Source organism: Caulobacter sp. CCUG 60055 (assembly GCF_022750545.1).
Taxonomy (GTDB): Bacteria; Pseudomonadota; Alphaproteobacteria; order Caulobacterales; family Caulobacteraceae; genus PUIC01.
In genome coordinates this window covers 86559-110475 of record NZ_PUIC01000016.1, presented here as the reverse complement: position 1 = coordinate 110475, position 23917 = coordinate 86559, and the positions used below count along the sequence as shown (strand labels likewise).

General features: G+C 71.0%; 23 protein-coding genes. 9 read left to right on the top strand and 14 right to left on the bottom strand.

Annotated elements, in window-relative coordinates:
• Positions 1 to 9: 9 nt before the first annotated feature.
• A complete protein-coding gene (locus tag C5708_RS17935; protein ID WP_242923212.1) occupies positions 10 to 1512 on the top strand; it encodes a phospholipase D-like domain-containing protein in 1503 nt (500 codons plus the stop codon).
• Here C5708_RS17935 and C5708_RS17930 read toward each other — a convergent pair.
• Positions 1500 to 3023, bottom strand: coding sequence for a malonyl-CoA synthase (locus tag C5708_RS17930; RefSeq protein WP_242923210.1), 1524 nt, complete (start codon positions 3021 to 3023; stop codon positions 1500 to 1502). The two genes, C5708_RS17935 and C5708_RS17930, sit on opposite strands and share 13 nt — an antisense overlap.
• Positions 3024 to 3146: 123 nt before the next feature.
• On the opposite strand from C5708_RS17930, the gene C5708_RS17925 reads away from it, so the two are divergent.
• The 4 genes from C5708_RS17925 (at position 3147) to C5708_RS17910 (ending at position 6180) form a co-directional block, all read left to right on the top strand.
• Positions 3147 to 3425 (top strand): hypothetical protein, encoded by a 279-nt coding sequence (locus C5708_RS17925; protein ID WP_242923208.1) that lies wholly within the window; start codon positions 3147 to 3149, stop codon positions 3423 to 3425.
• Positions 3426 to 3477: 52 nt separating this feature from the next.
• The gene (locus C5708_RS17920) at positions 3478 to 4536 is read left to right on the top strand and encodes an FAD-dependent oxidoreductase (RefSeq protein WP_242923207.1); all 1059 of its coding nucleotides are present in this window, start codon (positions 3478 to 3480) and stop codon (positions 4534 to 4536) included.
• Between the two features lie 27 nt (positions 4537 to 4563).
• Entirely contained in the window at positions 4564 to 5733 is a 1170-nt protein-coding gene (locus tag C5708_RS17915) for an acyl-CoA dehydrogenase family protein (protein ID WP_242923206.1), read from the top strand.
• 114 nt (positions 5734 to 5847) lie between these two features.
• Positions 5848 to 6180, top strand: a complete 333-nt coding sequence (locus C5708_RS17910; protein WP_242923205.1) for a hypothetical protein — start codon at positions 5848 to 5850, stop codon at positions 6178 to 6180.
• 48 nt (positions 6181 to 6228) lie between these two features.
• Here C5708_RS17910 and C5708_RS17905 read toward each other — a convergent pair whose 3' ends face one another.
• Positions 6229 to 6954 (bottom strand): energy transducer TonB, encoded by a 726-nt coding sequence (locus tag C5708_RS17905; RefSeq protein WP_242923204.1) that lies wholly within the window; start codon positions 6952 to 6954, stop codon positions 6229 to 6231.
• A gap of 159 nt (positions 6955 to 7113) precedes the next feature.
• On the opposite strand from C5708_RS17905, the gene C5708_RS17900 reads away from it, so the two are divergent.
• Positions 7114 to 7965, top strand: coding sequence for a transglycosylase SLT domain-containing protein (locus C5708_RS17900; protein WP_242923203.1), 852 nt, complete (start codon positions 7114 to 7116; stop codon positions 7963 to 7965).
• A gap of 24 nt (positions 7966 to 7989) precedes the next feature.
• Here the strand turns inward: C5708_RS17900 and C5708_RS17895 are convergent, their stop codons facing one another.
• Entirely contained in the window at positions 7990 to 9183 is a 1194-nt protein-coding gene (locus tag C5708_RS17895) for a CaiB/BaiF CoA-transferase family protein (protein WP_242923202.1), read from the bottom strand.
• 69 nt (positions 9184 to 9252) lie between these two features.
• Entirely contained in the window at positions 9253 to 11064 is a 1812-nt protein-coding gene (locus tag C5708_RS17890; protein ID WP_347567029.1) for an ATP-binding protein, read from the bottom strand.
• A gap of 166 nt (positions 11065 to 11230) precedes the next feature.
• Between C5708_RS17890 and C5708_RS17885 the strand changes: the two genes are divergently transcribed.
• Together C5708_RS17885 and C5708_RS17880 are read left to right on the top strand one after the other, a co-directional pair.
• Positions 11231 to 12391, top strand: a complete 1161-nt coding sequence (locus tag C5708_RS17885) for a DUF2336 domain-containing protein (RefSeq protein WP_242923200.1) — start codon at positions 11231 to 11233, stop codon at positions 12389 to 12391.
• Between the two features lie 124 nt (positions 12392 to 12515).
• Positions 12516 to 13298: an NUDIX domain-containing protein gene (locus C5708_RS17880; protein ID WP_242923198.1), complete on the top strand. Its 783-nt coding sequence runs from the start codon at positions 12516 to 12518 to the stop codon at positions 13296 to 13298.
• A gap of 6 nt (positions 13299 to 13304) precedes the next feature.
• Here C5708_RS17880 and C5708_RS17875 read toward each other — a convergent pair whose 3' ends face one another.
• From C5708_RS17875 to C5708_RS17860, 4 genes are all read right to left on the bottom strand, one after another.
• Positions 13305 to 13799, bottom strand: coding sequence for an Hpt domain-containing protein (locus C5708_RS17875; protein WP_242923196.1), 495 nt, complete (start codon positions 13797 to 13799; stop codon positions 13305 to 13307).
• A 110-nt stretch (positions 13800 to 13909) separates the two neighbouring features.
• On the bottom strand, positions 13910 to 14623 hold the full coding sequence (locus C5708_RS17870) for a GNAT family protein (protein WP_242923194.1): 714 nt from the start codon (positions 14621 to 14623) through the stop codon (positions 13910 to 13912).
• A 67-nt stretch (positions 14624 to 14690) separates the two neighbouring features.
• Positions 14691 to 15473 (bottom strand): NAD kinase, encoded by a 783-nt coding sequence (locus C5708_RS17865; protein WP_242923193.1) that lies wholly within the window; start codon positions 15471 to 15473, stop codon positions 14691 to 14693.
• A 43-nt stretch (positions 15474 to 15516) separates the two neighbouring features.
• Positions 15517 to 16635: a DUF2336 domain-containing protein gene (locus C5708_RS17860; RefSeq protein WP_347567028.1), complete on the bottom strand. Its 1119-nt coding sequence runs from the start codon at positions 16633 to 16635 to the stop codon at positions 15517 to 15519.
• A gap of 114 nt (positions 16636 to 16749) precedes the next feature.
• Here C5708_RS17860 and glpK point away from each other — a divergent pair, with 114 nt between their 5' ends.
• Entirely contained in the window at positions 16750 to 18258 is a 1509-nt protein-coding gene (glpK, locus tag C5708_RS17855; protein WP_242923192.1) for a glycerol kinase GlpK, read from the top strand.
• 6 nt (positions 18259 to 18264) lie between these two features.
• Here glpK and C5708_RS17850 read toward each other — a convergent pair whose 3' ends face one another.
• From C5708_RS17850 to C5708_RS17825, 6 genes are all read right to left on the bottom strand, one after another.
• Positions 18265 to 18861: a flavodoxin family protein gene (locus C5708_RS17850; RefSeq protein ID WP_242923191.1), complete on the bottom strand. Its 597-nt coding sequence runs from the start codon at positions 18859 to 18861 to the stop codon at positions 18265 to 18267.
• Positions 18858 to 19298, bottom strand: a complete 441-nt coding sequence (locus C5708_RS17845) for an SRPBCC domain-containing protein (RefSeq protein WP_242923190.1) — start codon at positions 19296 to 19298, stop codon at positions 18858 to 18860. Before C5708_RS17845 ends, C5708_RS17850 begins: the two co-directional genes overlap by 4 nt.
• Complete coding sequence (locus tag C5708_RS17840; protein WP_242923189.1) at positions 19295 to 19618, bottom strand: metalloregulator ArsR/SmtB family transcription factor; 324 nt, start codon at positions 19616 to 19618, stop codon at positions 19295 to 19297. Before C5708_RS17840 ends, C5708_RS17845 begins: the two co-directional genes overlap by 4 nt.
• A gap of 74 nt (positions 19619 to 19692) precedes the next feature.
• Complete coding sequence (locus C5708_RS17835; protein ID WP_242923188.1) at positions 19693 to 20787, bottom strand: membrane dipeptidase; 1095 nt, start codon at positions 20785 to 20787, stop codon at positions 19693 to 19695.
• A gap of 110 nt (positions 20788 to 20897) precedes the next feature.
• Positions 20898 to 21425 (bottom strand): MarR family transcriptional regulator, encoded by a 528-nt coding sequence (locus C5708_RS17830; RefSeq protein WP_242923186.1) that lies wholly within the window; start codon positions 21423 to 21425, stop codon positions 20898 to 20900.
• Between the two features lies 1 nt (position 21426).
• Positions 21427 to 23772, bottom strand: a complete 2346-nt coding sequence (locus tag C5708_RS17825) for a UvrD-helicase domain-containing protein (RefSeq protein ID WP_242923404.1) — start codon at positions 23770 to 23772, stop codon at positions 21427 to 21429.
• Positions 23773 to 23917 lie beyond the last annotated feature (145 nt).

Below are 23917 nucleotides of genomic sequence, written 5' to 3'. Positions count from 1 at the left end.
GGAGGGGCGATGGGGCTGTTGCAGCCGGGTGAAACCTGTTGGCGGGTCGAGCGGGCCCGCCGCGCCGCCTTCCTCGTCGACACCCAGGCCTATTTCAACGCCGCCCTGGCGGCCATGAGCGCCGCTCGCCGCTCGATCGTGCTGCTCGGCTGGGGTTTCGACGCCCGCACGCGGCTGGCGCCGGACGGCCGCGAGGGGCCCGACGATCCGGACGAGATCGGCCACGTCCTGCTGCGGCTGTCGCGCGCGCGGCCGGACCTCGACATCCGCGTGCAGATCTGGCGCTCGGCCGTGCCGATCTCGGCGACCCAGGTGTTCTTCCCGCATCAGGCGCGCAAATGGTTCAAGGGCAGCGGCGTGCGCTTCCTGCTCGACGCGAAGGTGCCGTTCGGCGGCTGCCACCACCAGAAGGTGCTGGTGATCGACGACCAGCTGGCCTTCTGCGGCGGCGGCGACTTCATGCCGGATCGCTGGGACACGCCCGCCCACCTCGACAGCGAGCCGCGGCGGATCATGCCCGACCACGAATACCATCCGCCCCGGCACGAGGTGATGATGATGGTCGACGGTCCGGCGGCGCGGGCCCTGGGCGAGCTGGCCCGCGAGCGCTGGACCAGGGCCGAGCCCAAGCGCCCGCCGCCGCCCGCGCCGCCGGCCGAAGAGGTCGGCCTCGACCTCTGGCCCGGCTTCGTCCGCCCGGACCTGACCGACGTCGACGTGGCGGTGGCCCGCACCGAGCCCGGCTGGAAGGGCGCGCGGGAGGTGTTCGAGATCGGGGCGCTGGCCCTGCGCAGCTTCACGGCGGCGCGCCAGACCATCTATCTGGAGAACCAGTACTTCACCTCGCCGGTGGCGGCCGAGACCCTGGCGGCGCGGCTCGAGGAGCCGGACGGGCCGGAGGTGGTGCTGATCTCGACCGAGCACAGCCCGAGCTGGTTTGATCGCGCCACCATGGACCACACGCGTTCGGTGCTGATCCGGCGGCTGCAGCTGGCCGACGTGTTCGGGCGGTTTCGCGCCTATTGCCCGGAGACGCCGCAGGGCCGCGCCGTCATCGTCCACGCCAAGACCAGCGTCATCGACGACCGCATCGCCCGGGTCGGGTCGGCCAATCTGAACAATCGCTCGGGCGGGTTCGACACCGAATGCGAGCTGGGCGTCGAGCTGGCCGAACGCGACGAGGAGGGGCGGGCGGCGATCCGGCGGTTCCGCAACCGGCTGGCCGGGCACTATATGGGCCGGTCTCCCGACGAGATGGACGAGGCGATCGTCCGGCATGGCGGGCTGATCGGAGCCATCGAGGCGCTGAACACCGCCGGTCGGCTGCGGCCGATCCTGCCCGAGCCTATGGGACCGCTGGCCCGCTTCATCGCCAAGTACCACCTCGGCGATCCCTTGAGCCCGAAGGACTCGTTCCGTCCCTGGCGCCGCCGCGAGGCGATCGAGCGGGCGGTGCGGGCGGTGGCGGCCCGGCGCCAGGTCTGGAAGGCGATCGACGGTCAGCCGGTATAGAGGTCGCGATAGGCGTCGCGCAGCAGGTTCTTCTGCACCTTGCCCATGGCGTTGCGGGGCAGTTCGTCGACGACCAGCACCCGCTTGGGCAGCTTGTAGTTGGCGAGCCGCTGCTTGAGGCTGGCCAGCACGTCGGCTTCGGACACCTCGGCGCCGGGCCGGACGGTCAGGACCGCGGTGACGCCTTCGCCGAAATCAGGGTGCGGCACGCCGATCACGGCCGACTCGACCACGCCGGGCAGGGCGTCGAGCTCGGTCTCGATCTCCTTGGGATAGACGTTGTAGCCGCCGCTGATGACGAGGTCCTTGCCGCGTCCGACGATCTGGACGTAGCCGCGCGCGTCGATGGTCCCCAGGTCGCCGGTGATGAAGAAGCCGTCGGCCCGGAATTCGGCGGCGGTCTTGTCGGGCATCCGCCAGTAGCCGGGAAAGACGTTCGGCCCGCGCACCTCGATCATGCCGATCTCGCCGGCCGCCAGCGGGCGGCCGGTCTCAGGGTCGGTCACGCGCAGTTCGATCCCCGGCAAGGGCGGTCCGACCAACCCCGGCACGCGGTCGCCGTCATAGGGGTTGGAGGTGTTGATGTTGGTCTCGGTCATGCCGTAGCGCTCGAGCACGGCATGGCCGGTGCGCTCGGACCATTGGCGATGGGTGTCGGCCAGCAGCGGCGCCGATCCGGACACGAACAGGCGGACATGCGCGGTCGCCTCGCGGTTCAGGCGCGGGTCCTGCAGCAGCCGGGTGTAGAAGGTCGGCACCCCCATCATCGCCGTCGCCTGCGGCAGGAAGCGGAACACCTGGTCCGGGTCCAGCCTGGGCAGGAAGATCATGGTCGCGCCGGCCGCTAGCACGACGTTGCTGGCCACGAACAGGCCGTGGGTGTGGAAGATCGGCAAGGCGTGCAGCAGCACGTCGTCGGTGGTGAACCGCCAGGCGTCACGCAGGGCGACGGCGTTGGAGGCCAGGTTGCGCTGGGTGAGCATCGCGCCCTTGGACCGGCCGGTGGTGCCCGAGGTGTAGAGGATGGCGGCCAGGTCGCCCGGACCGCGCGCGACGTCGGCGAAGGCGGCCGAGGCCTTGGCGGCGCGCGTGGCGAGGCTTCCCGTCAGGCCGTCCACGCCCAGGGTCAGCGCCGCCGCGCCGTGGCGGGCGGCCAGTTCGGCCACGCCCTCGGCCCGCTCCGGCGCGCAGACCACCAGCCTCGGCTCGGCGTCGCCGATGAAATAGTCCAGCTCGGCCAGGGTATAGGCGGTGTTCAGCGGCAGATAGACCGCGCCGGCGCGCAGGCAGGCGATGTAGAGGGCGATGGCCTCGGCGCTTTTCTCCACCTGCACCGCAACGCGGTCGCCGGGCGCGACGCCGAGCTCGACCAGGACGTTGGCCTGCCGCGCCGACAGGGCGTCCAGGCCGCCATAGGTCAGGACGCGACCGCCCGCCGAGACGATGAACGGCTTGTCGCTCAAGGGTTTGGCGGCTCGGAACAGCGATAGCAGGTCGTCGGTCATGGCCATTGGATTGGCCCGGCGGACGCCGCCGTCAAGGGGCGTCGAGATTGCTGCGCTGCAAAAATATGCTTGCATGCGGAACATCCCGGCGCGCAGTCTGATTACTGGAAGGCGGACCGTCCGGGTCGGATGAGCAGTGGTGGCGCCATGGTCGATGTGGTGGTTAGGTTGAACGTCGAGGCGGGCGAGGAGGCTCGGCTGTTCGGCGTCTATCTCAATCGGTTCGTGGCCAATCACGGCGTCGAGGCGGACCGCTTCGCCGATGTTCCCTATCTGATGATCCATACCGATCCGGCCGGTGAGGTCGACGTCAAGGTGCTCACCTTCCAGGAGCGGACGGCCGCCCAGGCCTTCACCTCGGGCTGGTCGCAGGCCAGGAGCGGCCTGAAGACGGCGCGGACGGCCTGATCGGCGCCGAACGGGCTTGACCTTTGCGCCGGGCGGGAGTGGCTTGCCCTCCATGACTCGGCTCACTGGCGCGCGCGTACTGGTGGCGGGCGCCGGCGCGATCGGCTCCGTCCTGTCCCTGATCCTGGCGCGGGAAGGCGCGCGCGTGATCCTGGCCGATCCGACGCCCGTCGGCGACAACGCCTCCGGCGTGGCGGCGGGTATGCTGGCTCCGGCTTTCGAGGCGGTGCTCGATCCGACGACCCACGGCAGGTTCGAACTGCTGGCGGCGGCGCGGGACGCCTGGACGCCGCTCGCCGAGGCGGCGGGCCTGACGCTCGACCGCTCGGGCGCGCTGTGGGTCGACAACGAACGCCAGGACGACATCGAACGAGGACTGGCCGCCGCCGGGGCGCGGGCCGAGCGCCTGAGCGCCGCCGCTGCTGGGGCTTTCGCGGGGCTCGCCGTCCCGGTCGGAGCGGTGTTCACCCCCGAGGACTGGCGGATCGAGCCGCTGGAGGCCCTGGACCGACTTCGGGCGGCCTTCGTCGAGGCCGGCGGCGAGGTGGCGCGGGCGGGCCTGGTCGAATGGAGGCCGGGCGTGGCTGGGCTGAGCGACGGCCGTTCGGCGCAAGCGGATTTCGTGGTGGTCGCGGCGGGCTTCGGGGCCCAGGGCCTGGCGCCCGAGCTCGGCGTTCTGGAGCCGATCAAGGGCCAGATCGTCCGGCTGGCCGGGCAGGGGCCTCGGCGCGGAGCGACGGCGAGAACGAGGGACGGCTACGTCGCCCCCGGAGCGGCCGGCGTGGCGGCCGGGGCCACCATGCAGGCGGGGGCGAACGACCGCCGGCCCGACCCTGAGGTGACCGCCCGGTTCGAGGCGCTGGCGCGGCGGCTGCATCCTGGGCTGAACGGCGGTTCGGTCCAGGCCCAGGCCGGGGTGCGGGCGGCGACGCCGGACGGCATGCCCCTGGTCGGCTTCGGCCGGACGCCGGGTTTGCTGCTGGCGACGGGCGCGCGGCGCAACGGCTGGCTGCTCGCCCCGCTTGTGGCGCGGATGGCCGCGGCGTATCTCGCGGGGGACGAGCCTGGGCCTCACGCGGCGGCGTTCGCGCCGGGCCGGTTCGATCCATAACAAGATCATCGCAAAGGGAAGGCGCGCATGTCGGGATTTTGGCTGACCGAGGAACAGGAAGCGATCCGCGACGGCGTCGCCAAGGTCTGCGCCGGGTTTGACGACGACTACTGGCGGCGCACCGACGAAACCGGCCATTTCCCCGAGGATTTCGTCGCCGCCATCGCCGAGGGCGGCTGGCTGGGCGTGGCCATGCCGGAAAGCGTCGGCGGCGCGGGCCTGGGCCTGACCGAAGCGGCGATCATGATGCAGACCGTGGCCCAGTCTGGCGCGGGCTTCTCCGGCGCCTCGGCCATTCACCTGAACATCTTCGGCCCGATGCCGATCGTGAAGTTCGGCGCGCAGGACCAGCGCGACCGCCACCTGCCGCGGCTGATCTCCGGCCAGGACAAGATGTGCTTCGCCGTCACCGAGCCGAACTCGGGCCTGGACACCTCCAGCCTGGAGACGCGGGCCGAGCGCACCAACGACGGTTATCTGATCAACGGCCGCAAGATCTGGACGACCAGCGCCCAGCGCTCGAACAAGATCCTGATCATCGCCCGCACCACGCCCAAGGATCAGTGCGCCAAGCCGACCCAGGGCCTGAGCCTGTTCTATACCGACTTCGACCGCGCCCACATCGAGGCCAAGCCGATCCCGAAGATGGGCCGCAAGGCGGTGGAGTGTAACACCCTCTTCATCGACAACCTGCACGTCCCGCACGACGATCTGGTCGGCGAGGAGGGCAAGGGTTTCCAGTACCTGCTGCACGGCCTCAACCCGGAGCGGGTGCTGTTCGGGGCCGAGGCGGTGGGCCTGGGCCGCGCCGCCTTGGCCAAGGCGGCGACCTACGCCAACGAGCGCGTGGTGTTCGGACGCCCGATCGGCCAGAACCAGGGCATCCAGCATCCGCTGGCCAAGGCCTGGGCCGAGCTGGAGGCGGCCAACCTGATGGCGTTCAAGGCCGCCGCCCTCTACGACGCCGGCAAGGACTGCGGGGCCGAGGCCAATGCGGCCAAGTATCTGGGCGCCGAGGCGGGCTTCCGCGCCTGCGAAAGCTCGGTCCTGGCCCACGGCGGCATGGGCTACGCCAAGGAGTACGACGTCGAGCGCTATTTCCGCGAGGCGATGATCGCCCGCATCGCGCCGGTCAGCCGCGAGATGATCCTGAACTTCATCGCCGAGCGCGTGCTGCACCTGCCCAAGAGCTATTGAAACCGGTCCTCGCCAGTTGAACGCCGGCTGAACGCGGATCGGTCAGGGGCGTTCAGCCTGGCGGGCCTAGGCTCCTGATCGTCGCAATCACGCGGCCGAACAGGAGATATCGAGATGGCTGGCAAGACCTTGGCGATCGCCGCAGTCGGCCTGATCACCGCCGTGATGGCGGCGACCGGCGCTTCGGCGGAAACCCGCTGGCGGCACGACCACCCGCGCCGGGCGGAAGTCAACGCGCGGCTGGCCCACCAGGCCCACCGCATCCACGTCGAACGGCGCGAGCATGAGATCAGCGCGGCCCGCGCGCATCGGCTGCACGCCGAGGACCATTCGATCCGGCGCCAGGAGCGCGCCTACGCCCGCATGGACCACGGCCATATCAGCAAGGCCGAGCAGCGGGCGCTGAACCAGGAGGAAAATCACGTCAGCCATCAGATCCGGCGCTGACGGACGCAAGCGGCCCCCCGCCGTTCGGCGAGGGGCCTCTGACGACGCCTAGTCCGCCAGGCTGAAGCGGATCGGGATGCGGACCATGGCCCCGTCGACGGGGCGGCCGTCTTCGGTGCGTGGGCTCATCCGAAAATACTTGGCGAGCTTCAGGGCGGCTTCGCCGAAGCCGGCGCCGGCCGGGGCTTCGTCGATCACCGCGCACGCGCCGACCGAGCCGTTGGCGTTGACCACGCAGCGCAGGGTCGCGCCGCCCGACTGGTTGCGATCGATGGCGCGCGGCGGATAGAGCCGGGCCATCTGGTCGGCCGTCGGCTTGGCGAGCCAGTTGGGGTTGGCGATGACCTTCGGCGCCGGATCGACCGTCGGCCCGGCGTCCGGGACGGCCTTCACCGGCTCCTGCGCCAGCACCGGCGGCGTGTCCGTCTTGCTGATCACGGCGTCGGGGTTCGGCGCGAAGGGAGCGACCGGCGTCGTGGTCGGCGGCGTCTGGGTCCGGTGGACCGGGACCTGATGCGGGATCGGCTTGGGCGTCGACTTGGGCCGGTTATCGATCTCGACGATCGGCGCGGTCATGACCGGCCCCGCCGGCAGGGCGTCGGGCTGCACGGGTCGGAAGTGCTGATTATAGACGTAGACGCCGGCGACGACGTGCAGCAGGACCGAGGCGCCGATGGCGATCGCCTGGCCGCGCGTCAGCCCGCGCCGTTTTGTGTGAGGAGCGTCGAACCCATGCAGACCGACGCCGTTCGAGCCTTGTACAACCATGCTCATGCCTCCCAACATGACCTAAGGTTGACCCAGCGTCACATGGTCGGGAATGGTTGTATATAACGCCGTTCTCAACTTGCGTTGATTTACGGCGTCAGATGCGTAAATCGCCCCCTCGTCGAATTAGGATTTGCTTAACCGTAAAACTTCACCTTCCCGCCCATGGCGGTTCAATCGATCCGGGGAGTCGTGGAGGCGGCGATCCAGCGCGCGTCAAACGCGACGGGGGTCGATTTCGGATTCCTGATGAAGACCGCCAAGCGCGAGAGCGGCTACAACCCGGCCGCCAAGGCCGGCTCCTCGTCGGCGGCAGGTCTTTTCCAGTTCACTGAACAGACCTGGCTGCGCACCCTCAAGCAGCACGGGGCCAAGTATGGCTACGCCCGCTACGCCGACTTGATCGAGCGCGGCGGGGACGGCAAGTTCCACGTCGGCGGCGGCGACGCGCGCAAGGCGGTGATGGACCTGCGCCTGGACCCGCACGCCGCCTCGCTGATGGCGGGCGAACTGGCCTCCGATCACGCTTCCTATCTGCGCGGGCGGGTCGGGCGCGATCCGACGGCGGGCGAGCTCTACGCCGCGCATTTTCTTGGTCCGCAAGGCTCGGCCAGGTTGATCGGCGCGGTCCAGGCCACGCCGTCGGCTTCGGCGGCGGCGATGTTCCCCGACGCGGCGGCGGCCAATCCGACCATTTTCTACCGCGAGGGGCGGTCGACCTCTGTTTCCGAGCTCTACGCCAACCTCACCCGCACCGGCGGGGCCGAGCGCGGGGCGGCGCCGGCCGAGGCGAAGCCGGACCAGAATTTCATCCAATACGCTTCGGCGCGCCGCCTCGACCGGATCCAGCAGCAGCAGGCCCTGGTCGATCTGGTGCTGCGCGGCCCGCAGGAGGCCGATCCGGCGCTGGGAAGCGGCTTGGGCGGCGGCATGCGCGGCGTGGCCAGCTCGATGTTCTCGTCGGCCATGCTCCGCGCCCTGTCCGACGCCCAGCACGCCCGCGACCGCAAGGGCTGAGGCGCCAAAGGCCGAGGCGGGGCCTCAGGCGGCCGCGCCGGCGGCGATCATCGCCTCGACCTGGGACGGGCTGTAGCCCAGCGACGCCAGCACCTCGGAGGTGTGTTCGCCGAGGGCCGGGGGCGGGCCCTTCGGCCCGTCGTCGGCGCCGGGGAAACGGGCGGGCGAGGCGGGCGCGGCGAAGGTTCCGCCCCGGCCGTCCGGCGTCGCCACGAAGCACCCGGCGGCGGCGGCCTGCGGGTCGTCGACCAGTTCGCGCGGGGTCTGCACGGGCGCCCAGACAAGGTCCCCGGCGTCCAGCCGCTCGGCCAGCTTGGCGTAGGGCAAGGCGGCGAAGGCGGCGTCCAGCGCGGCCACCAGCGCCGGGCCGTTCTCGCGCCGCTGGCGGGGGCTGGCGAAGCGGGGGTCGTCGACGAGGTCGGGCCGGCCGGCGGCTGCGGCGATCTGCGGCCAGTCGGTCGCGCCCTGCCGGGGCAAGAGGCAGATCCAGCGCTCGTCGGCGGTCTTGAAGAAGTTGGCGAGCGGGTTGATCGCGCCTTCCCTGGGGCGGGTGGAGGCCAGCTTGCCGAACCGGAGCTGGATGGCCATGTCCGAGCCGATCGCATAGACCCCGGCGCGCAGCAGCGAGGTCTCGACTAGGCGGCCGCGCCCGGTGCGGCCGCGTTCGATCACCGCCGCCAGCACCGCCGAGATCGTCGCCAGCGAGCAGACATGGTCGCCCATGCCGGTGCGGATCGGGAACGGATCGACGCCCTTAGGCGCGGTGATGGCGCCGACCCCCGCGCGGGACCAGAACGAGGCGACGTCCATGCCCGGCTTGTCGGCGTCGGGGCCTTCGAGGCCGTAGCCGGTCAGGCTGCAATAGATCAGCCGCGGGTTCTCGGCGCTCAGGCTTTCCCAGTCCAGTCGGGCGCGCTTGAGCGCCCCCGGGCGGACATTGGTCAGGAAGACGTCCGCCTCCCGGGCCAGCTTCACCGCCGCCTCGCGCCCCTCGGGCGTGCGGATGTCGAGGACGATCGAGCGTTTGCCGCGATTGTCGAGTTCGAACACCGGGTTGGCGCCCTGTTCCGAGCCGATGGTGTCGAAGAACCGCCGCATCGGATCGCCGCCGGGAGGCTCGATCTTGATCACCTCGGCGCCCCAGTCGGCCATCACGCCGGCGGCCCCCGGGGCGGCGATGTAGGTGGCGAATTCGACGATCTTCAAGCCTTCGAGCACAGGCGCCTCCCAAGCGATCTTGTTTCTTGATCGCCTAGTCTTAAACGCTTGTATGACGAGGGAAAGGCTTCAGGCGGCCTCGCGCGCGCCGGGGCGACGGGCGGCGACAGCCTCGCTGATCGCCCGGGCGACGCTGGCCACGGTCATCGGCTTGCGCAACACGGCGTCGGCGCCGGCGTCCTGGCAGGTCCGCGCCTCGTCCGCGTCGCCGTCGATCATGGCGATGATCGGGGCCTCGGCGTTGCCGCCGCCGCCGGTCCGGATGGCCCGCATGGCCTCGGCCGCGCCCTGGTTCGGCAGACCGCCGTCGAGCACGACGAGGTCGAAGTCGCAGACGCCGGCCAGGGACAGGGCGCGCCGCACGTCATGGGCTTGCACCACCTGATGGCCCAGCTGTTCGAGAACGGCCCGCACCATCACCGCGTCGAGAGCGTCGTCGTCGGCCAGCAGCACCCGCAGGCCCTGGGGTGGTTCGGCTAGGGCGGCCTCCTCGGCGGCGCCCGGTTCGGCCGCCGCGCGTCCTTCCGGGTCGAAGGGGCAATCGAACCAGAAGCAGCTGCCCACCCCGACGGCGCTGTGGGCCCCGACGACGCCGTCCATCAGCTGGGCCAGCCGGCGGGCCAGCGACAGGCCGAGGCCGGCGCCGGGCAGGCCGGCGGCGGTGCGTTCGACGCGTTCGAAGGGGGCGAAGGCCAGCCGCAGCTCGTCATGCGACAGGCCGGGGCCGGTGTCGGCCACCTCCAGGCGCAGGCGGCCGCGGTCGAGACGGCGCAGCCGCACCTCGATCCGCCCGCGCACCGTGTACTTGACCGCGTTGCCGATCAGGGCGGCGAGAATCTGCCGGGCCCGGGCGGGGTCGGCCAGGGCGGCGCCGGCCGCCGTCGCCTCGTCCTCGACATGCAGGGCGATCTCCAGCCCCTTGGCCTGGGCGGCGGGCCGATGGGCGAGCACCAGATCCTCGGCCGTCCGCGCGATGTCGAAAAGACGGGGCGAAACCACCAGGCGGCCGGCCTCGGCCGTTTCGGAATCGAGAGTGGTGTTGAGCACGTCGATCAGGGCGCGGGCCGCGTCCAGCGCCGCCGTCATCTGCTCGCGCGACGGCGCGGCGCGTCCGCCGCCGCCCGCCGCTGCGGCGAGGACGTGGGTCACGCCCGTCAGGCCGTCGCGAATCTCGTGTGAGAGCGTGGCGATGAGGTTCGACTTGGATTCGGCGAGGTGCTCGACCCGCCGCAGCGAGGCGGTCCGCTCCGCCGCCAGTTGCTCGCGCTCGATGGCCAGGGCGAACTGCCGGCGCAGGATGCGATTGACGATCAGGGCCAGCGCGAAGGCCAGGGCCAGGAAGCTGACGGCGATGGTCGTCAGGTCCTGGTGCATCGGGTCGAGGCGGAGCACGATCAGCGGCCCGGCCACGGCGACCGGCCCGACCACCAGCAGGCTGATGAGCAACGGCGAGGTGAAGAACAGGCAGGCCGCCGCGCCGCCCACGGCCAGCATCAGCAGCGGGGCGGCCAGCGGCCCGGAATGCAGGGCGAAGGCGGCGACCTGTCCCACCGCCGCCGCCCACATCACGCCGCCGACAAGGTGAATGGTCGTCCGGAGCCGTCCGTCCGCCTGCCGTTCGGGACGGCTGCGCAGCCAGCGGATGGCGGCGTAGTCGATGGCGCAGTTGATGGCGAAGATGGCGAAGGTGGCCATCATCAGTAGCGGCCGTCCGACCAGGGAGGCGACCCAGGTGAACAGGGCGAGACCGACGCCGAACACCGGCAGGGCGTAGGGCAGCAGGGCGGCCTGGGCGTCGAGGGCCAGCAGCGCCATCGCCTGTTCCCTGGCCTTGGCGGCGCGCGCGGGGGCGTGGTCGTCGTGAGAGGGGGGTGCGCTCAACGGTCCGGGCCTTCCGATCGAAGGGCGACCATAAGGCGCGGCGCCTTGCCGCACGGTTAGGGAAAGGGGTTAATGGACGGGGGCGGTCCTAAGCCATCGTTAAGCATGAACGCGCATCCTGCCCGAGTCGGGGCCGTCGCCCCGTCGCGCCCCGGGGGTTCGTTCCATGACCGTGACCAGGTCCGCCCTGACCGACACCGATATCCAGATGCTGCTCAAGGGCGCGACCGCCGACGAGCGGGCCCTGGCCGCCCACAAGCTGTGCCGGCGCATCGACCAGCAGGGCCTGACCCCCGAGGAGCGCGAGGCGGCCCAGAGCATCCTGCGGATCATGGCCGCCGACGCCGCCGAACTGGTGCGCCGGGCGCTGGCCGTGACCTTGCGCGCCTCGCCCCTGGTGCCGCGCGACGTGGCCATGGCCCTGGCCCGCGACGTCGAGACGGTCAGCCTGCCGATCCTCAGCTTCTCGCCGGCCTTCACCGACGACGACCTCGCCGAAATCGTGCGCATCGGCGGCGCGGTGCGACAGGTGGCGGTGGCCAAGCGCCCGCAGCTTTCGCAGAAAGTCACCGCCGCCGTCGCCGAGCACGGCGTCGAGCAGGCCGTCGAGGCCGCCTGCGCCAACGACAACGCCGTCTTCAGCGAACGGGCGCTGCAACGGGTGATCGAACGCTTCGCCAAGTCCGAGGCGGTGCTGGCGGCCGTCGCCTACCGCAACGTCCTGCCGCTGTCGGTGAGCGAGCGGCTGGTGGACATGGTCAGCGATCAGGTGCTCGACCATCTGGTCAGCCGCCACGCCCTCACGCCCGAGACCGCGCTGCAGATCGCCATGGGCGCGCGCGAACGGGCCACCATCGACCTCGTCGACCAGGCCGGCCGCACGGCCGACGTCCAGGCCTTCGTCGCCCATGTCGGGCGCAACGGCCGGCTGACGGCCTCGCTGCTGCTGCGCGCCCTCGCGCACGGCCACATGGCCTTCTTCGAATGGGGCATGGCCGAGCTGGCCGGGGTGCCGCACCATCGCACCTGGCTGATGATCCACGACGCCGGCCCGCTGGGCCTGCGGGCGATCTACGAACGGGCGGGGCTGCCCTCGCGGCTCTATCCGGCCTTCCGCGCCGGGGTCGACACCTATCATTCGCTGGAGCAGGACGGCGGCGCCCGCGATCAGGCCCGCTTCCAGGAGCACATGCTGCAACGGTTCCTGACCCAGCCGCAGCCGGCCATGCGCGAGGACATCGACTACCTCCTCGACAAGATGGACCGCCTGTCGCGCAAGCCGGCCAAGCCGCCGCAGTCGCGGCCGAGGAAGGCCGGCGTCGCCTGATCCGCTCCGGGGCGCTCCGGCGGATATTCTCCGGGGGCGGACTTGGCGATTGCCTGCCCCCGCGTCAGCGCGGCAGCATGTCCCGAACGGGAGCGGCCTGATCCCGGTCCCCGGAGAAGACGCCATGTCCGACGCCCCGTCCGCCATCCGCCCGGCGGCGACCATCCTCCTGGTGCGCGACGAGCCCGCGTTCCAGGTGCTGATGGTCAAGCGCCACCACCAGATCGACTTCGCCTCGGGGGCCCTGGTGTTTCCCGGCGGCAAGACCCACGCCGGCGACCATGACCCGCTGTGGCGCGAGCACGCCTCCGGCTGGGACGCCGCGCCGGAGGCCGAGCGGGCGCTGCGCATCGCCGCCATCCGCGAAGCCTATGAGGAGACCGGGGTGCTGCTGGCGCGCGACGGGCGGGGAGAGATCTTCGCCGGCGACGACCGGGCCAACGCGGCGCGCGACGAGGTGGCCCATGACCGGCGCAGCTTCCTGGACCTGGCGCGGACGCTGGACCTGCGCCTCGACCTCGAGGCGTTGAGCGTCTTCGCGCGCTGGATCACGCCCGACCTGATGCCCAAGCGGTTCGACACGTGGTTCTACGTGGCGTCGGCGCCGGCCGGCCAGCTGGCGGCCTGCGACGGCTGGGAGACGGTGGATTCCGAATGGATCGCTCCCGGCGAAGCCCTGCGCCTGGCGGCGGCGGGCGAGCGCAAGGTGATCTTTCCGACCCGGATGAACCTGCAACTGCTGGCCGAGGCGGCCGACGGGCGGGACGCCATCGCCCGGGCGCGGGCGCGCCGGCTGGTCACGGTCGAGCCCCAGGTCCGCCAGCGGCCGGAAGGGCCGGCCCTGGTCATTCCGGCCGACGCCGGATACGGCGCGGTCGAGGAGCCGCTGTCGGCGCTGGACGGCTGAGCGGGCTCAGCCCAGGTGCTTGCGGACCTGTTCCTCGAGCGTCTCGATCAACACCTTGCCGATGGGGTGGCCGGCGTCGCGGATGTTGTCGCGCACGGCGGCCTTGATGGCGTCGATGTGGGCGTCGATCAGGAACAACGGGGCGCCGACCCGGGTCTCCGGGTCGTCGATCAGCTTGCAGAGCGATCCGGCGATGCGGGTGATCAGCGGGAATTCGTAGGTGCTGCCCAGGCCCTTGAGGTCGTGGGCGCGAAGATAGAGGTGCTCGGCCGTCTCGGCGGTCATGCCCTCGGCCTTGATCCGCGTGCGGGCGGCCTCGACCTTGTCGATCTCGTCCTGGAGCCAGGCCCCGAAATTCTCGGACAGGCTCTTGAGGGCGGCCTCGGCCTTGGCGACGGCGGCGGGGTCGAGCCCGCTGAGCCGGCCGCCGACCTTCACCTTGAGTGTGTTGGGGACCTGGATGATCCGTCCTTGCCCGTCGTCGCTCAAAGCCCCCTCCATGGGCGGCGCGGCGCCGCCTTCGTTATCTATCGAGGGCTTAGTTTAACAACTGGTGCAGGGCCCAGGCCCCAGAGCCGGCGTCCGGGAGCCGGCGTCTCGGGGGGCGGCGCTCAGGCGGCTCGGCGACGCAGCTCGGCCAGGGCGCGGCGCTGCCGGCCGTCGCCGTCGAAATTGTCCGGCGCGAGCCAGGCCTCGAAGGCGTCGCGGGCGGCGGGCCATTCGCTGTCGATGATCGAATACCAGGCGGTGTCACGCGAACGCTGCTTGTAGATGGCGTCCTGGCGGAACACGCCTTCGAAGGTGAAGCCCAGGCGCTCGGCGGCGGCGCGGGAGGCGGCGTTCAGGGCGTGGCATTTCCATTCGTAGCGGCGATAGCCGGCTTCGAAGGCGCGCTTCATCATCAGGAACATCGCCTCGGTGGCCGCCGGCCGCCGCTGGAGCCTGGGCGAGAACATCACCGCGCCCACCTCGATCGAGCCGGCCGCGGCGTTGCGGCGCATGTAGCTCGCCGCGCCCACCAGGTCGCCGCTGGCCGTCTCGACGATGCCGAAGGGCTGGAACTCCTTCTGGAAATAACGGAGCAGGCGCTCCAGCTCGTCGGGGTCGCGGGCGGCCTCGAACGGCAGGTAGGTCCACATGCGGCCGTCGTCCTCGGCGAAGGCCTGGAACAGGGCGTCGCGATCGGCGGCGGGATCGAGCGGCCGGACCGAGCAGAAGCGTCCGGGCATCGGCGCGTCGGCCGGCGGCTCGGGCGCGATCCAGCCGGCGACCAGCGGGCCGACGGGCTGGCCGAAGGCGTTGAGTTCGGAAACGGATGAAGGCATGCGACGCGACCGGAGGGATTGGGGCGGACAGCCTATGCGCACGCTGCGCCGGCGTGCAACCTCCGGATCAGGCCGAGAACTGCTCGGCCAGCATGCGCTCCTCCAGGCTGCGGCCGGCGTCGAACATCATGCACAGGCTGACCTCGCGGTCTTCGGCGACGTGCACCTCGACTACATGGCGGACCTCGAAATTGTCGGCCACCGCGCTGACCGGCCGCTTGTCGGCCTCCAGCACCTCGAAGGTCACGCGGGCGGTGTGCCCCAGCAGCGCCCCGCGCCAGCGGCGCGGCCGGAAGGCGCTGATCGGCGTCAAGGCCAGGACGCGGGCGTCGATGGGGATGATCGGTCCGTGTGCGGATAGATTATACGCCGTGGACCCAGCGGGGGTGGAGACCAGGGCCCCGTCGCAGACCAGTTCGCTCATGCGCACCTTGCCGTCGATCGAGATGCGCAGCTTGGCCGTCTGCCGGGTCTGGCGCAGCAGGCTGACCTCGTTGATCGCCAGGGCGCGATGCTGGCGGCGCTTCTCGTCGATGGCCACCATGACCAGCGGATGGATGACGGCGCGGGAGGCGGCGTTGATCCGCTCCAGCAATTCGTCCTCGCTGTACTCGTTCATCAGGAAGCCGACCGAGCCGCGGTTCATGCCGTAGATCGGCTTCTGCGAAGCGAGGTTGCGATGCAGGGTCTCCAGCATGAAGCCGTCGCCGCCCAGGGCCACGACCACCTGGGCCTCGTCCTCGGAGACGCCGCCATAGCGCGCGTTCAGCCGCTCGCAGGCCTCCTGGGCTTCGGGGCGGTCGCTGGCCGCGAAGGCCAGGCGTCGGACGAAGGGCGCGGTGCTGATCATCGCGTGGAGACAAGCCCGGCGCTGGAACCCATGTCAAACGCTCTCAGCCGACGGCGGTCAGCGCGTGGCGGAAAGCAGTCGAGGCCTGGCCGGGTTCGCGGACGCTGAACGCCCGGGCGGCGCGGCGACCGGCCTCCACCCCGCCGGTGGGGCGGCCGCCGTTGAGGTCGCGGACCAGGGACAGCACGGTCGGGAACACGCTGCGATCCATGCCGACCGAGACGCAGGCCAGGGCCAGCAGTTCGGGACGGTCGCTGTTCATGGCGCGGCGCACGTCCTCGATGGAATAGCCGCCGAGGGTGGCCAAGGCGATACGGAACAGCGACAGCTTGCGCTCGCGCAGCACCCGCAGCAGATAGCTGGACTTCAGCTGGCCGGCGGCGTGCAGCTTGGCGATCAGCCGGTGCTCCATCTCTTCATGGTCGGGATCGGCCTCGAAGGCCGCGCCCGCCGCGCGGGCCGCCGGCTGCACCTGGCCGTGGGCGTGGCGCACGGCGTCGGCCATGGCCTGGTCGAGGGCGGCGGGATCGACGCGGAAGCGGGTGACGATGGCGGCGCGCAGCGACTGGCCGACCCACAGATAGAGCCTCTGGGCCATTTCCGAGGTCAGCTTGGGGTGGCGCACCAGCGGCGAGCGCATGGCGGCGATGCGCCGCGAGGCCTCCAGCAGCTTGGCCATCCCCTCGATGGAGATTTCGGCGGTGTCGTTGCCGGCCAGGGCGGTCAGCACGGCCGGTTCGTCCTGGCCGAGGATGGCCTCGACCACCGGCGGGCCCAGGCTGGGGCGCCGGGCGACCTCGATCTGATGCTCGATGGTGGCCTCGACCAGCAGCCGGATCAGGTCCTGGTCGCCCAGGACGGGACTGAGGGCGATGACCGGTCGAGCGATCTCGATCTCGTCGAGCGCCAGGACGTTGACCAGGGCGGGCGGGGCCCAAGGCGCCGAGGCCAGCTTTTCGGCCAGCAGGCGGCGGATGTCGCGCTCGGCCTCGACCACCAAGTTCATGAAGATGGATTCGATGAGGCTCTGGACGGCCGGCGAGCGGACGTCCTCGTCCTCGTCGCACAGGTCGACGAGGGCCAGCATCAGCCGCTCGCGATCGGCGGCGTCGCGGCTCTTGGCCAGGGCCATCAGTTCATGCGCCTGTTCGGCGATGCTCAAGGCGTCCCCCCGATCCTGGGAATCGTCTGTAGTCTGCAGCCTGCGGCGCCGGCGTGAAAACAAGCTTAAGCTCGCGCCGGCGACGGGGCGAGTCTGTCGGGGGAGAGGTTGACCATGGGCGAGCCCTTGCTGCTGGCGCTGGACCAGGGAACCACCAGCACGCGCGCCATCCTGTTCGACGCGGCCGGGGCGGCCCTGTCGACGGCGTCGCGTCCGCTGCGGCAATCCTATCCCGCCGACGGCTGGGTCGAGCACGACGCCGAGGAGATCTTCGCCGCCTGCGTGGCCGTGCTGCGCGAGGCGGTGGAGCGGTCCGGCCGCGCGGTCGCCGACCTGGCCGCCATCGGCGTCACCAACCAGCGCGAGACTGTGGTGGTCTGGGACAGGGCCACCGGCCGCCCGATCCATCCGGCCATCGTCTGGCAGGACCGCCGCACGGCGGCCGTCTGCGACCGTCTGCGCGCCGCCGGCGCCGAGGAGACGGTCACCCAGGTCACCGGCCTGCTGCTCGATCCCTATTTCTCGGCGACCAAGATCGCCTGGCTGCTCGACAACGTCGCCGGGGCCCGGGCGCGGGCCGAGGCCGGCGAGCTGCTCTGCGGCACCATCGACAGCTGGGTGGTCTGGCGGCTGACCGGCGGCCGCGTGCACGCCACCGACGCCACCAACGCCTCGCGCACGCTGCTCTATGGCCTCGAGACCCAGGACTGGTCGCCGGAGATGCTGCGGCTGTTCGATGTGCCGGCGGTCCTGCTGCCGCAGGTGAGCGACACCGCCGGCGACTACGGCGAGACCGAGATCGACCTGCTGGGCCGCGCCGTGCCGATCCGCGCGGTGGTCGGCGACCAGCAGGGCGCGCTGATGGGGCAGGGCTGCATCCGGCCCGGCGAGATGAAGGCGACCTATGGCACCGGTTGCTTCATGCTGCTGCACACCGGCCAGACGGCGCCGCGCTCGCGCTCGCGCCTGCTGACCACCGTGGCCTCGCGCCTGGGCGGTCGGCCGGCCTTCGCGCTGGAAGGGTCGATCTTCGTCGCCGGCGCCGCGATCCAGTGGCTGGGTGAGGGGCTGGGCGTCACCGGCGGCCCTCGAACGGCCGAGGCCCTGGCGCGCTCGGCCAAGCCCGACCATGGCGTGGTGGTGGTGCCGGCGTTCACCGGCCTGGGCGCGCCCTGGTGGGACGCCGAGGCGCGGGGCGCGATCTTCGGCCTGACGCGCGACGCCGGCCTGCCCGAGATCGCGGCGGCGACCTTCGACGCCTGCGCCCTGCAGACCCGCGACCTGATCGAGGCGATGCGCGGCGACGCGCCCAAGGCGTTCGGCCTGGGCGAGAACGCGGCCTCGGTCGAGCTGCGCATCGACGGCGGCATGTCGAACAGCGTGTGGTTCTCGCAGCGGCTGGCCGACCTGACCGGGCTGCCCGTCCGCCGCGCGTCGTATCAGGAGACCACGGCGCTGGGCGCGGCGCTGTTCGCCGGCCTCGGCGTCGGGCTGTTCGGCTCGCTCGAGGACGCCGCCGCCGCACGGCCGGCGTCCGACCTCCTGCGCCCCGCCGCGCCCGACCGCGCCCGCGAGGCGGCCTACGCCCGCTGGCTCGACGCGGTGCCGCGCGTACGGTCCTAGGCGGCGTCAGGCCGCGCGGCCGCGGACGAACTGGAGGGTGGTCTCGGCGACGCGCCGGCCCAGGTGGCGGGCGGTGGCGAGGTCGGCTTCCGGCGGCGCGACGTCGGGCCCCTGGTCGACATTGGACTGGGCGCCGGCGCCCAGCCAGTAGCCGTGCCGGTTCAGCTCGTCTTCCGAGCCCGTGGAGGCGTTGTTGGCGGGGGGCAGGCCGAGATTGACCCAGTGCATGCCGTGTTGCGCGGCGAAGAGGGCGATCTGGGTCAGGGTCGCCAGCTTGTCGCCCGACCGCGAGCCGGAATTGGTGAAGCCGGCGGCGATCTTGTCCTTCCAGCCGAAGCCGGTCGCCATCACGGCGTTGGAGCTGGCCTCCTGGAAGGCCTTGAACGAGGCCGAGGCGCTGGCCACGTAGGTCGGCGCCCCGAAGATGATCGCCTCGGCCTTGGCCAGGTCGTCCCAGCGGGTCTTGGCCGCCTCGACGTCGAGCAGCAGGACTTCGGCGCCGGCCACCTGCTCGACGCCGGCCTTGACGGCCTGGGCCTGCCGCTCGGTGTGGCCGTAGCCGCTGTGATAGACGATGGCGATGCGGGCGTTCGGCGCGTTCACTGAAGCGCTCCTGCGGTCTGGTCGAGGCGTTGGAGGACGCGCGGCCAGCCGGCGCCCATCCGGGCGTGGGCCAGCACGTCCTGCGGGCGGAAGCCCGATTGCTCCATGCGCACCAGCACGCCCTCCGCCTCGGGCGTCAGGGTCCAGGTGACCAGGGTGCGGACGTGGGTGTCGGACTCGGTTCCGTCGCCCCAGCGATAGGCGAGGCGGCGAGGCGGCTCGACCGCGACGACCTCGCAATGGGCGACGCCGGACCAGCCGGGCAGCGGCTTGGCCCGAACGGTGAAGCGATGGCCGACCTCGGGCGAGAAGTCGTTCTGCATCAGCCACTCCTCGATGAGCCAGGGTTGGGTGAGCGCGCGCCAGATCTTTTCGGGCGAATGCGGCATCAGCCGCTCGACCACCAGCGAGCGCGTCTCCGCGATCGGGTCGATCATCCGTCCATCCTCGCCAGCAGGTCTTCCAGCGCGTCGAACCGGTCGCGCCAGAACGCGCCGTAGAGGCTCATCCAGTCGACCAGCGGGGCCAGCCCTTCGACACGGACGCGATAGTGGGTCTCGCGTCCGGCGCGGCGGTCGCTCACCAGGCCGGCGCGCTTGAGGGTCGCCAGGTGCTTGGACACCGCCGGCTGGGATACGCCGGCGTGGCCGGTCAGGATGTGGACGGTCTGCTCGCCTTCGCGCGAGAGGCGCTGGAAGATCGCCCGGCGGGTCGGATCGGCCAGGGCGGAGAAGACCGTGTCGGCGTCTGTGGGCATGAAAATCATAACTCGGAAGCTATGATTTTTCATAACCGTCCGGCTATGAGTGAGTCAAGCGTGGCGAACCGGTTTCAGGCCGCCCAGGTGGCGGCGAAGACGCGATGGAAGTTTCCGCCCATGATCTTGTCGATCACGCGGCTCTTGCAGCCGCGCCTGGCGAGGGCCGAAGCGATGACGGCGCAGCGGTCTGGCCTGTTCAGGCCCTTGACATAGGGCGGACGGCCCTCGCCGGGAGCGCCGACGCCCATGGCCTTGCGCGCCTCGATCTGCTTGTTCCAATCGGCCATGTTCTCGGGCGAGGTGTCGAACGCTGTCAGGAAGGCGTCGCTGCCGATCCCGACATGGTCCTCGCCGGCGAGGTTCAGGGCGTGGAGCATGTGGGCCAGATAGTCGTCGAGGCTCGGCTGGGCCGGGCCCGCCGTCAGGAAGCACAGCTCGTAGACGCCCATCACGCCGTCCTTGTCGGCCAGGGCCTTGATGACCTTGTCGGTCTTGTTGCGCGGATGCTCGTGGATCGCCGCGCAGCCGGCATGGGTGATCAGCGGGGGGCGCTTGGAAGCCTCGATCGCGGCCAGGGTCGAGGCCTCGTCGGCGTGGCTGAGGTCGAGCGTGACGCCGATCGCGTTCATCCGGGCGATGGCCTGGCGGCCGAGATCGGTCAGGCCGGCCGACGGCTGCTTGGACAGGACGCCCGAGGCGAACGGCGAGGGGGTGTTGTAGCTGAGCTGCATGACCTTCACGCCGCGACGATGAAAATGGTCGATGCGCTCGACGTCCTGGCCGAGCGGGGTCGAGGCCTCGAACGACGAGATCAGGCCTATCCGCCGCGTCGTGCGCGCCTTGGCGAGGTCCGCCAGGGTCCGCACCGGCATGAAGAGCGTGGGATATCGCCTGACGCCCCGGTCGATGGCGTCCAATTCGGTGTTCGCCTCGTCGAAATCGGCCGAGGCGCCGCCGATCGACATCTTGAGTGCGGTCAGGCCGGAGGCGCGTATGGCGGCGATGGTCGCCTTGTCGAGCGGCGGATCGGAACCGGTCGGGATCGGAACCACGAGGTTGCCGTTGATGACCAGGCGGCGCCCGGGGCGCGGGCTCGCGTAGACGGCCGCCGAGGTCAGCGTCGCCGCGCCGGCGCCGGCGAGAATTGCGCGTCTGTTGATGAGCATGGCCATCCCCTGTCGACGATCGACGTCGTCTGGCCAGCGGCATAGCCGCGATCCCGGTAATTTAATAGGCGCCTACGCATTACTTCGCCGTAAGACGCCGCGCTTCCGGTTCAGGTCGAGGGCTCGTCCGGTCCCGCCAGCCTGTCGACGGCGCGGTCGTAGAGCGATCGGCGGGCCAGGGCTTCGTCGAGGCGGTTCAGCGGGCCGATGACGTCGCCGGCCTCGTGGTCGAGTTCAATGGCGGCCTCCATCAGCGCCTGCCAGACCGGCCGCACGCGGGCGACGAAGGCGGCGCCGTCCTCGGTCAGCCGCAGGATGCGCCGACGGGCGTCCGCGGGGTCGGGCGCGTCCGCGACCAGGCCGGCGTCCTGCAACGAACGGCGGGTCTGGCTGACCGAGGGATGGGTGATGACCAGCGCCTCGGCGATGTCGCGGACCGACAGGCCGTCGCGTTCGGACAGCAGACGCAGGACGCTCATCCACCGCTGCTCGAAGCGGACGCCGTCGCGGGCGTAGACGGCGGCGGCCTCGCGGTCGATGCGCTCGGACAGCCGGCGCAGGCGCGCGCCCAGGGCGGCCGCGCCCCAGCCCCGGTTGTAGTCCGCGTCCTCGCGTCGGCCCTTGAGCTCGGACGTCACGTCAGCCCCGCTCGACGAAGGTGTCGATCACCTTCTTCTCGCCGGCCTTGTCGAAGTTGACCGTCAGCTTGTTGCCCTCGACGCCGCGCACCGAGCCGTAGCCGAACTTCTGGTGGAACACGCGGTCGCCCCGGGCGTAGCCGGCGCCGGCGCTGGCCGGGATCGACACGGCGACCAGGCGGCCGTCGCCCTCGATGACCGGCTGACGGGAGCCGCCGCCGGAGAAGCCGCGCGCGACGGTGCGGTCCTGGGCCCGTTTCCAGCCAGGGCTGGAATAGCCGCTGCCGCCGAACGAAGCGGCCTCGTCCCAACGGCTGCGGGTGGTCTCCTGCATGCCGGGGCCGCCGCCGTAATAGCCGGTTTCGCTGGCGGCCTCGACATTGGCCAAGGGCAGTTCGTCGACGAAGCGCGACGGCAGCTGGCTGGTCCAGCGGCCATAGACTTGGCGGTTGGCGACGAAGCTGATGCGGGCCTGCTCGCGGGCGCGGGTGATGCCGACATAGGCCAGCCGGCGTTCCTCTTCGAGGCCCTTCTCGCCCTTGTCGTCCATGCTGCGCTGGGAGGGAAACACGCCTTCCTCCCAGCCGGGCAGGAACACCAGCGGAAATTCCAGTCCCTTGGCCGAGTGCAGGGTCATGATCCACACGGCGTCGTCGTCCGGCCCGCGGTCGAGGTCCATGACCAGGGAGACGTGCTCCAGATAGGATTCCAGCGTGTCGAACGCCGACATCGACTGGACCAGTTCCTTCAGGTTCTCCAGCCGGGTCTGGCTGGTGGGGTTCTTGTCCAGCCGCAGGGCGTCGGTGTAGCCGCTCTCCTCGAGGATGGTCTCCAGCAGGCGGGCGTGGTCGGTGGTCTGGCGCAGGTGGCGCCAGCGGTCCATGTCGCGCAGGAAGTTGGACAGCGCCGTGCGGGTGCGGGCCGGCAGTTCGTCGGTGTTGACCAGGCCCCTGGCGGCCAGGCTGGCCGAGACGCCATTGGCGCGGGCGATCTGCAAAAGCTTGGAGACGCTGGTCTCGCCGATGCCGCGCTTGGGCGTGTTGACGATGCGCTCGAAGGCGAGGTCGTCGTCCTCGGACTGCACCAGCCGCAGATAGGCGTGGGCGTCGCGGATTTCGGCGCGCTCGAAGAAGCGCGGCCCGCCGACAACGTTGTAGGGGATCTGCAGCAGCACGAACCGTTCTTCGAAGGCCCGCATCTGGAAGGAGGCGCGGACCAGGATCGCCATGTCGCGATACTTGCGGCCCGAACGCTTGGCCCGCTCGATCTCGTCGGCGATCAGGCGGCTTTCGGCCTCGCCGTCCCAGACGCCCCGCACCTGGACCTTCTCGCCGCCGGCGGCCTCGGTCCACAGGGTCTTGCCCAGCCGGCCCTTGTTGGCGGCGATCAGGCCCGAGGCGGCGGCCAGGATATGCTCGGTCGAGCGGTAGTTGCGCTCCAGGCGGATCACCGTCGCGCCGGGGAAGTCGCGCTCGAAGCGCAGGATGTTGTCGACCTCGGCCCCGCGCCAGCCGTAGATCGACTGGTCGTCGTCGCCGACGCAGCAGACGTTCTGGCTCTTCTGCGCCAGCAGCCGCAGCCACAGGTACTGGGCGACGTTGGTGTCCTGGTACTCGTCGACCAACATGTATCTGAAGCGGCCGTGATAGTCGGCCAGCACGTCGGCGTGCTGGGTGAAGATGGTGATGTTGTGCAACAGCAGATCGCCGAAGTCGCAGGCGTTCAGCACCCGCAGGCGCTCCTGGTACATGGCGTAGAGCTTGGCGCCGCGATTGTCGGCGAAACCGGCCCCTTCGGCCGGCGGCAGCTTGGCGGGGGCCCAGCCGCGGTTCTTCCAGTGGTCGACGAGGCCGGCGAAGGCCCCGGGCGTCCAGCGTTTGACGTCGATGTTCTCGGCCTCGAGCAGCTGCTTGATCAGGCGTTCCTGATCGTCGGTGTCGAGGATGGTGTAGTTCGATTTCAGCCCGACCAGCTCGGCGTGGCGGCGCAGGATCTGGGCGGCGATCGAGTGGAAGGTCCCCAGCCAGCGCAGGCCCTCGGCCTGGGCGCCGATGATGTGGGTGATCCGCTCGCGCATCTCGCGCGCGGCCTTGTTGGTGAAGGTGACGGCCAGCAGCTCCCATGGCCGCGCCCGGCCGGTGGCCAGGATGTGCGCCAGGCGAGTGGTCAGCACCCGCGTCTTGCCGGTGCCGGCGCCGGCCAGCACCAGGACAGGGCCCTCGGTCGCCTCGACCGCCTGGCGCTGCTCGGGATTGAGGCCGTCGAGATAGGCGGCCGGCGCGTGCGGCCGGGCGAGGTCGGAGATGCGGGGGGAGGGCAGGTCGGACACGGAAAAGCGCTTTCTGATTCAGAACATATGTAGCACAAACCGCGGCCGCCTTAAGGGGCGCCGGAACCGGTCGTCGCGCTCGGCGGTTTCCGGACCATGTCGAAGAAAGAAAAATCGGCCGGGCCGGCGCGGCGCGGTTGGGTCTCGTGGCTCATCCTCGGGT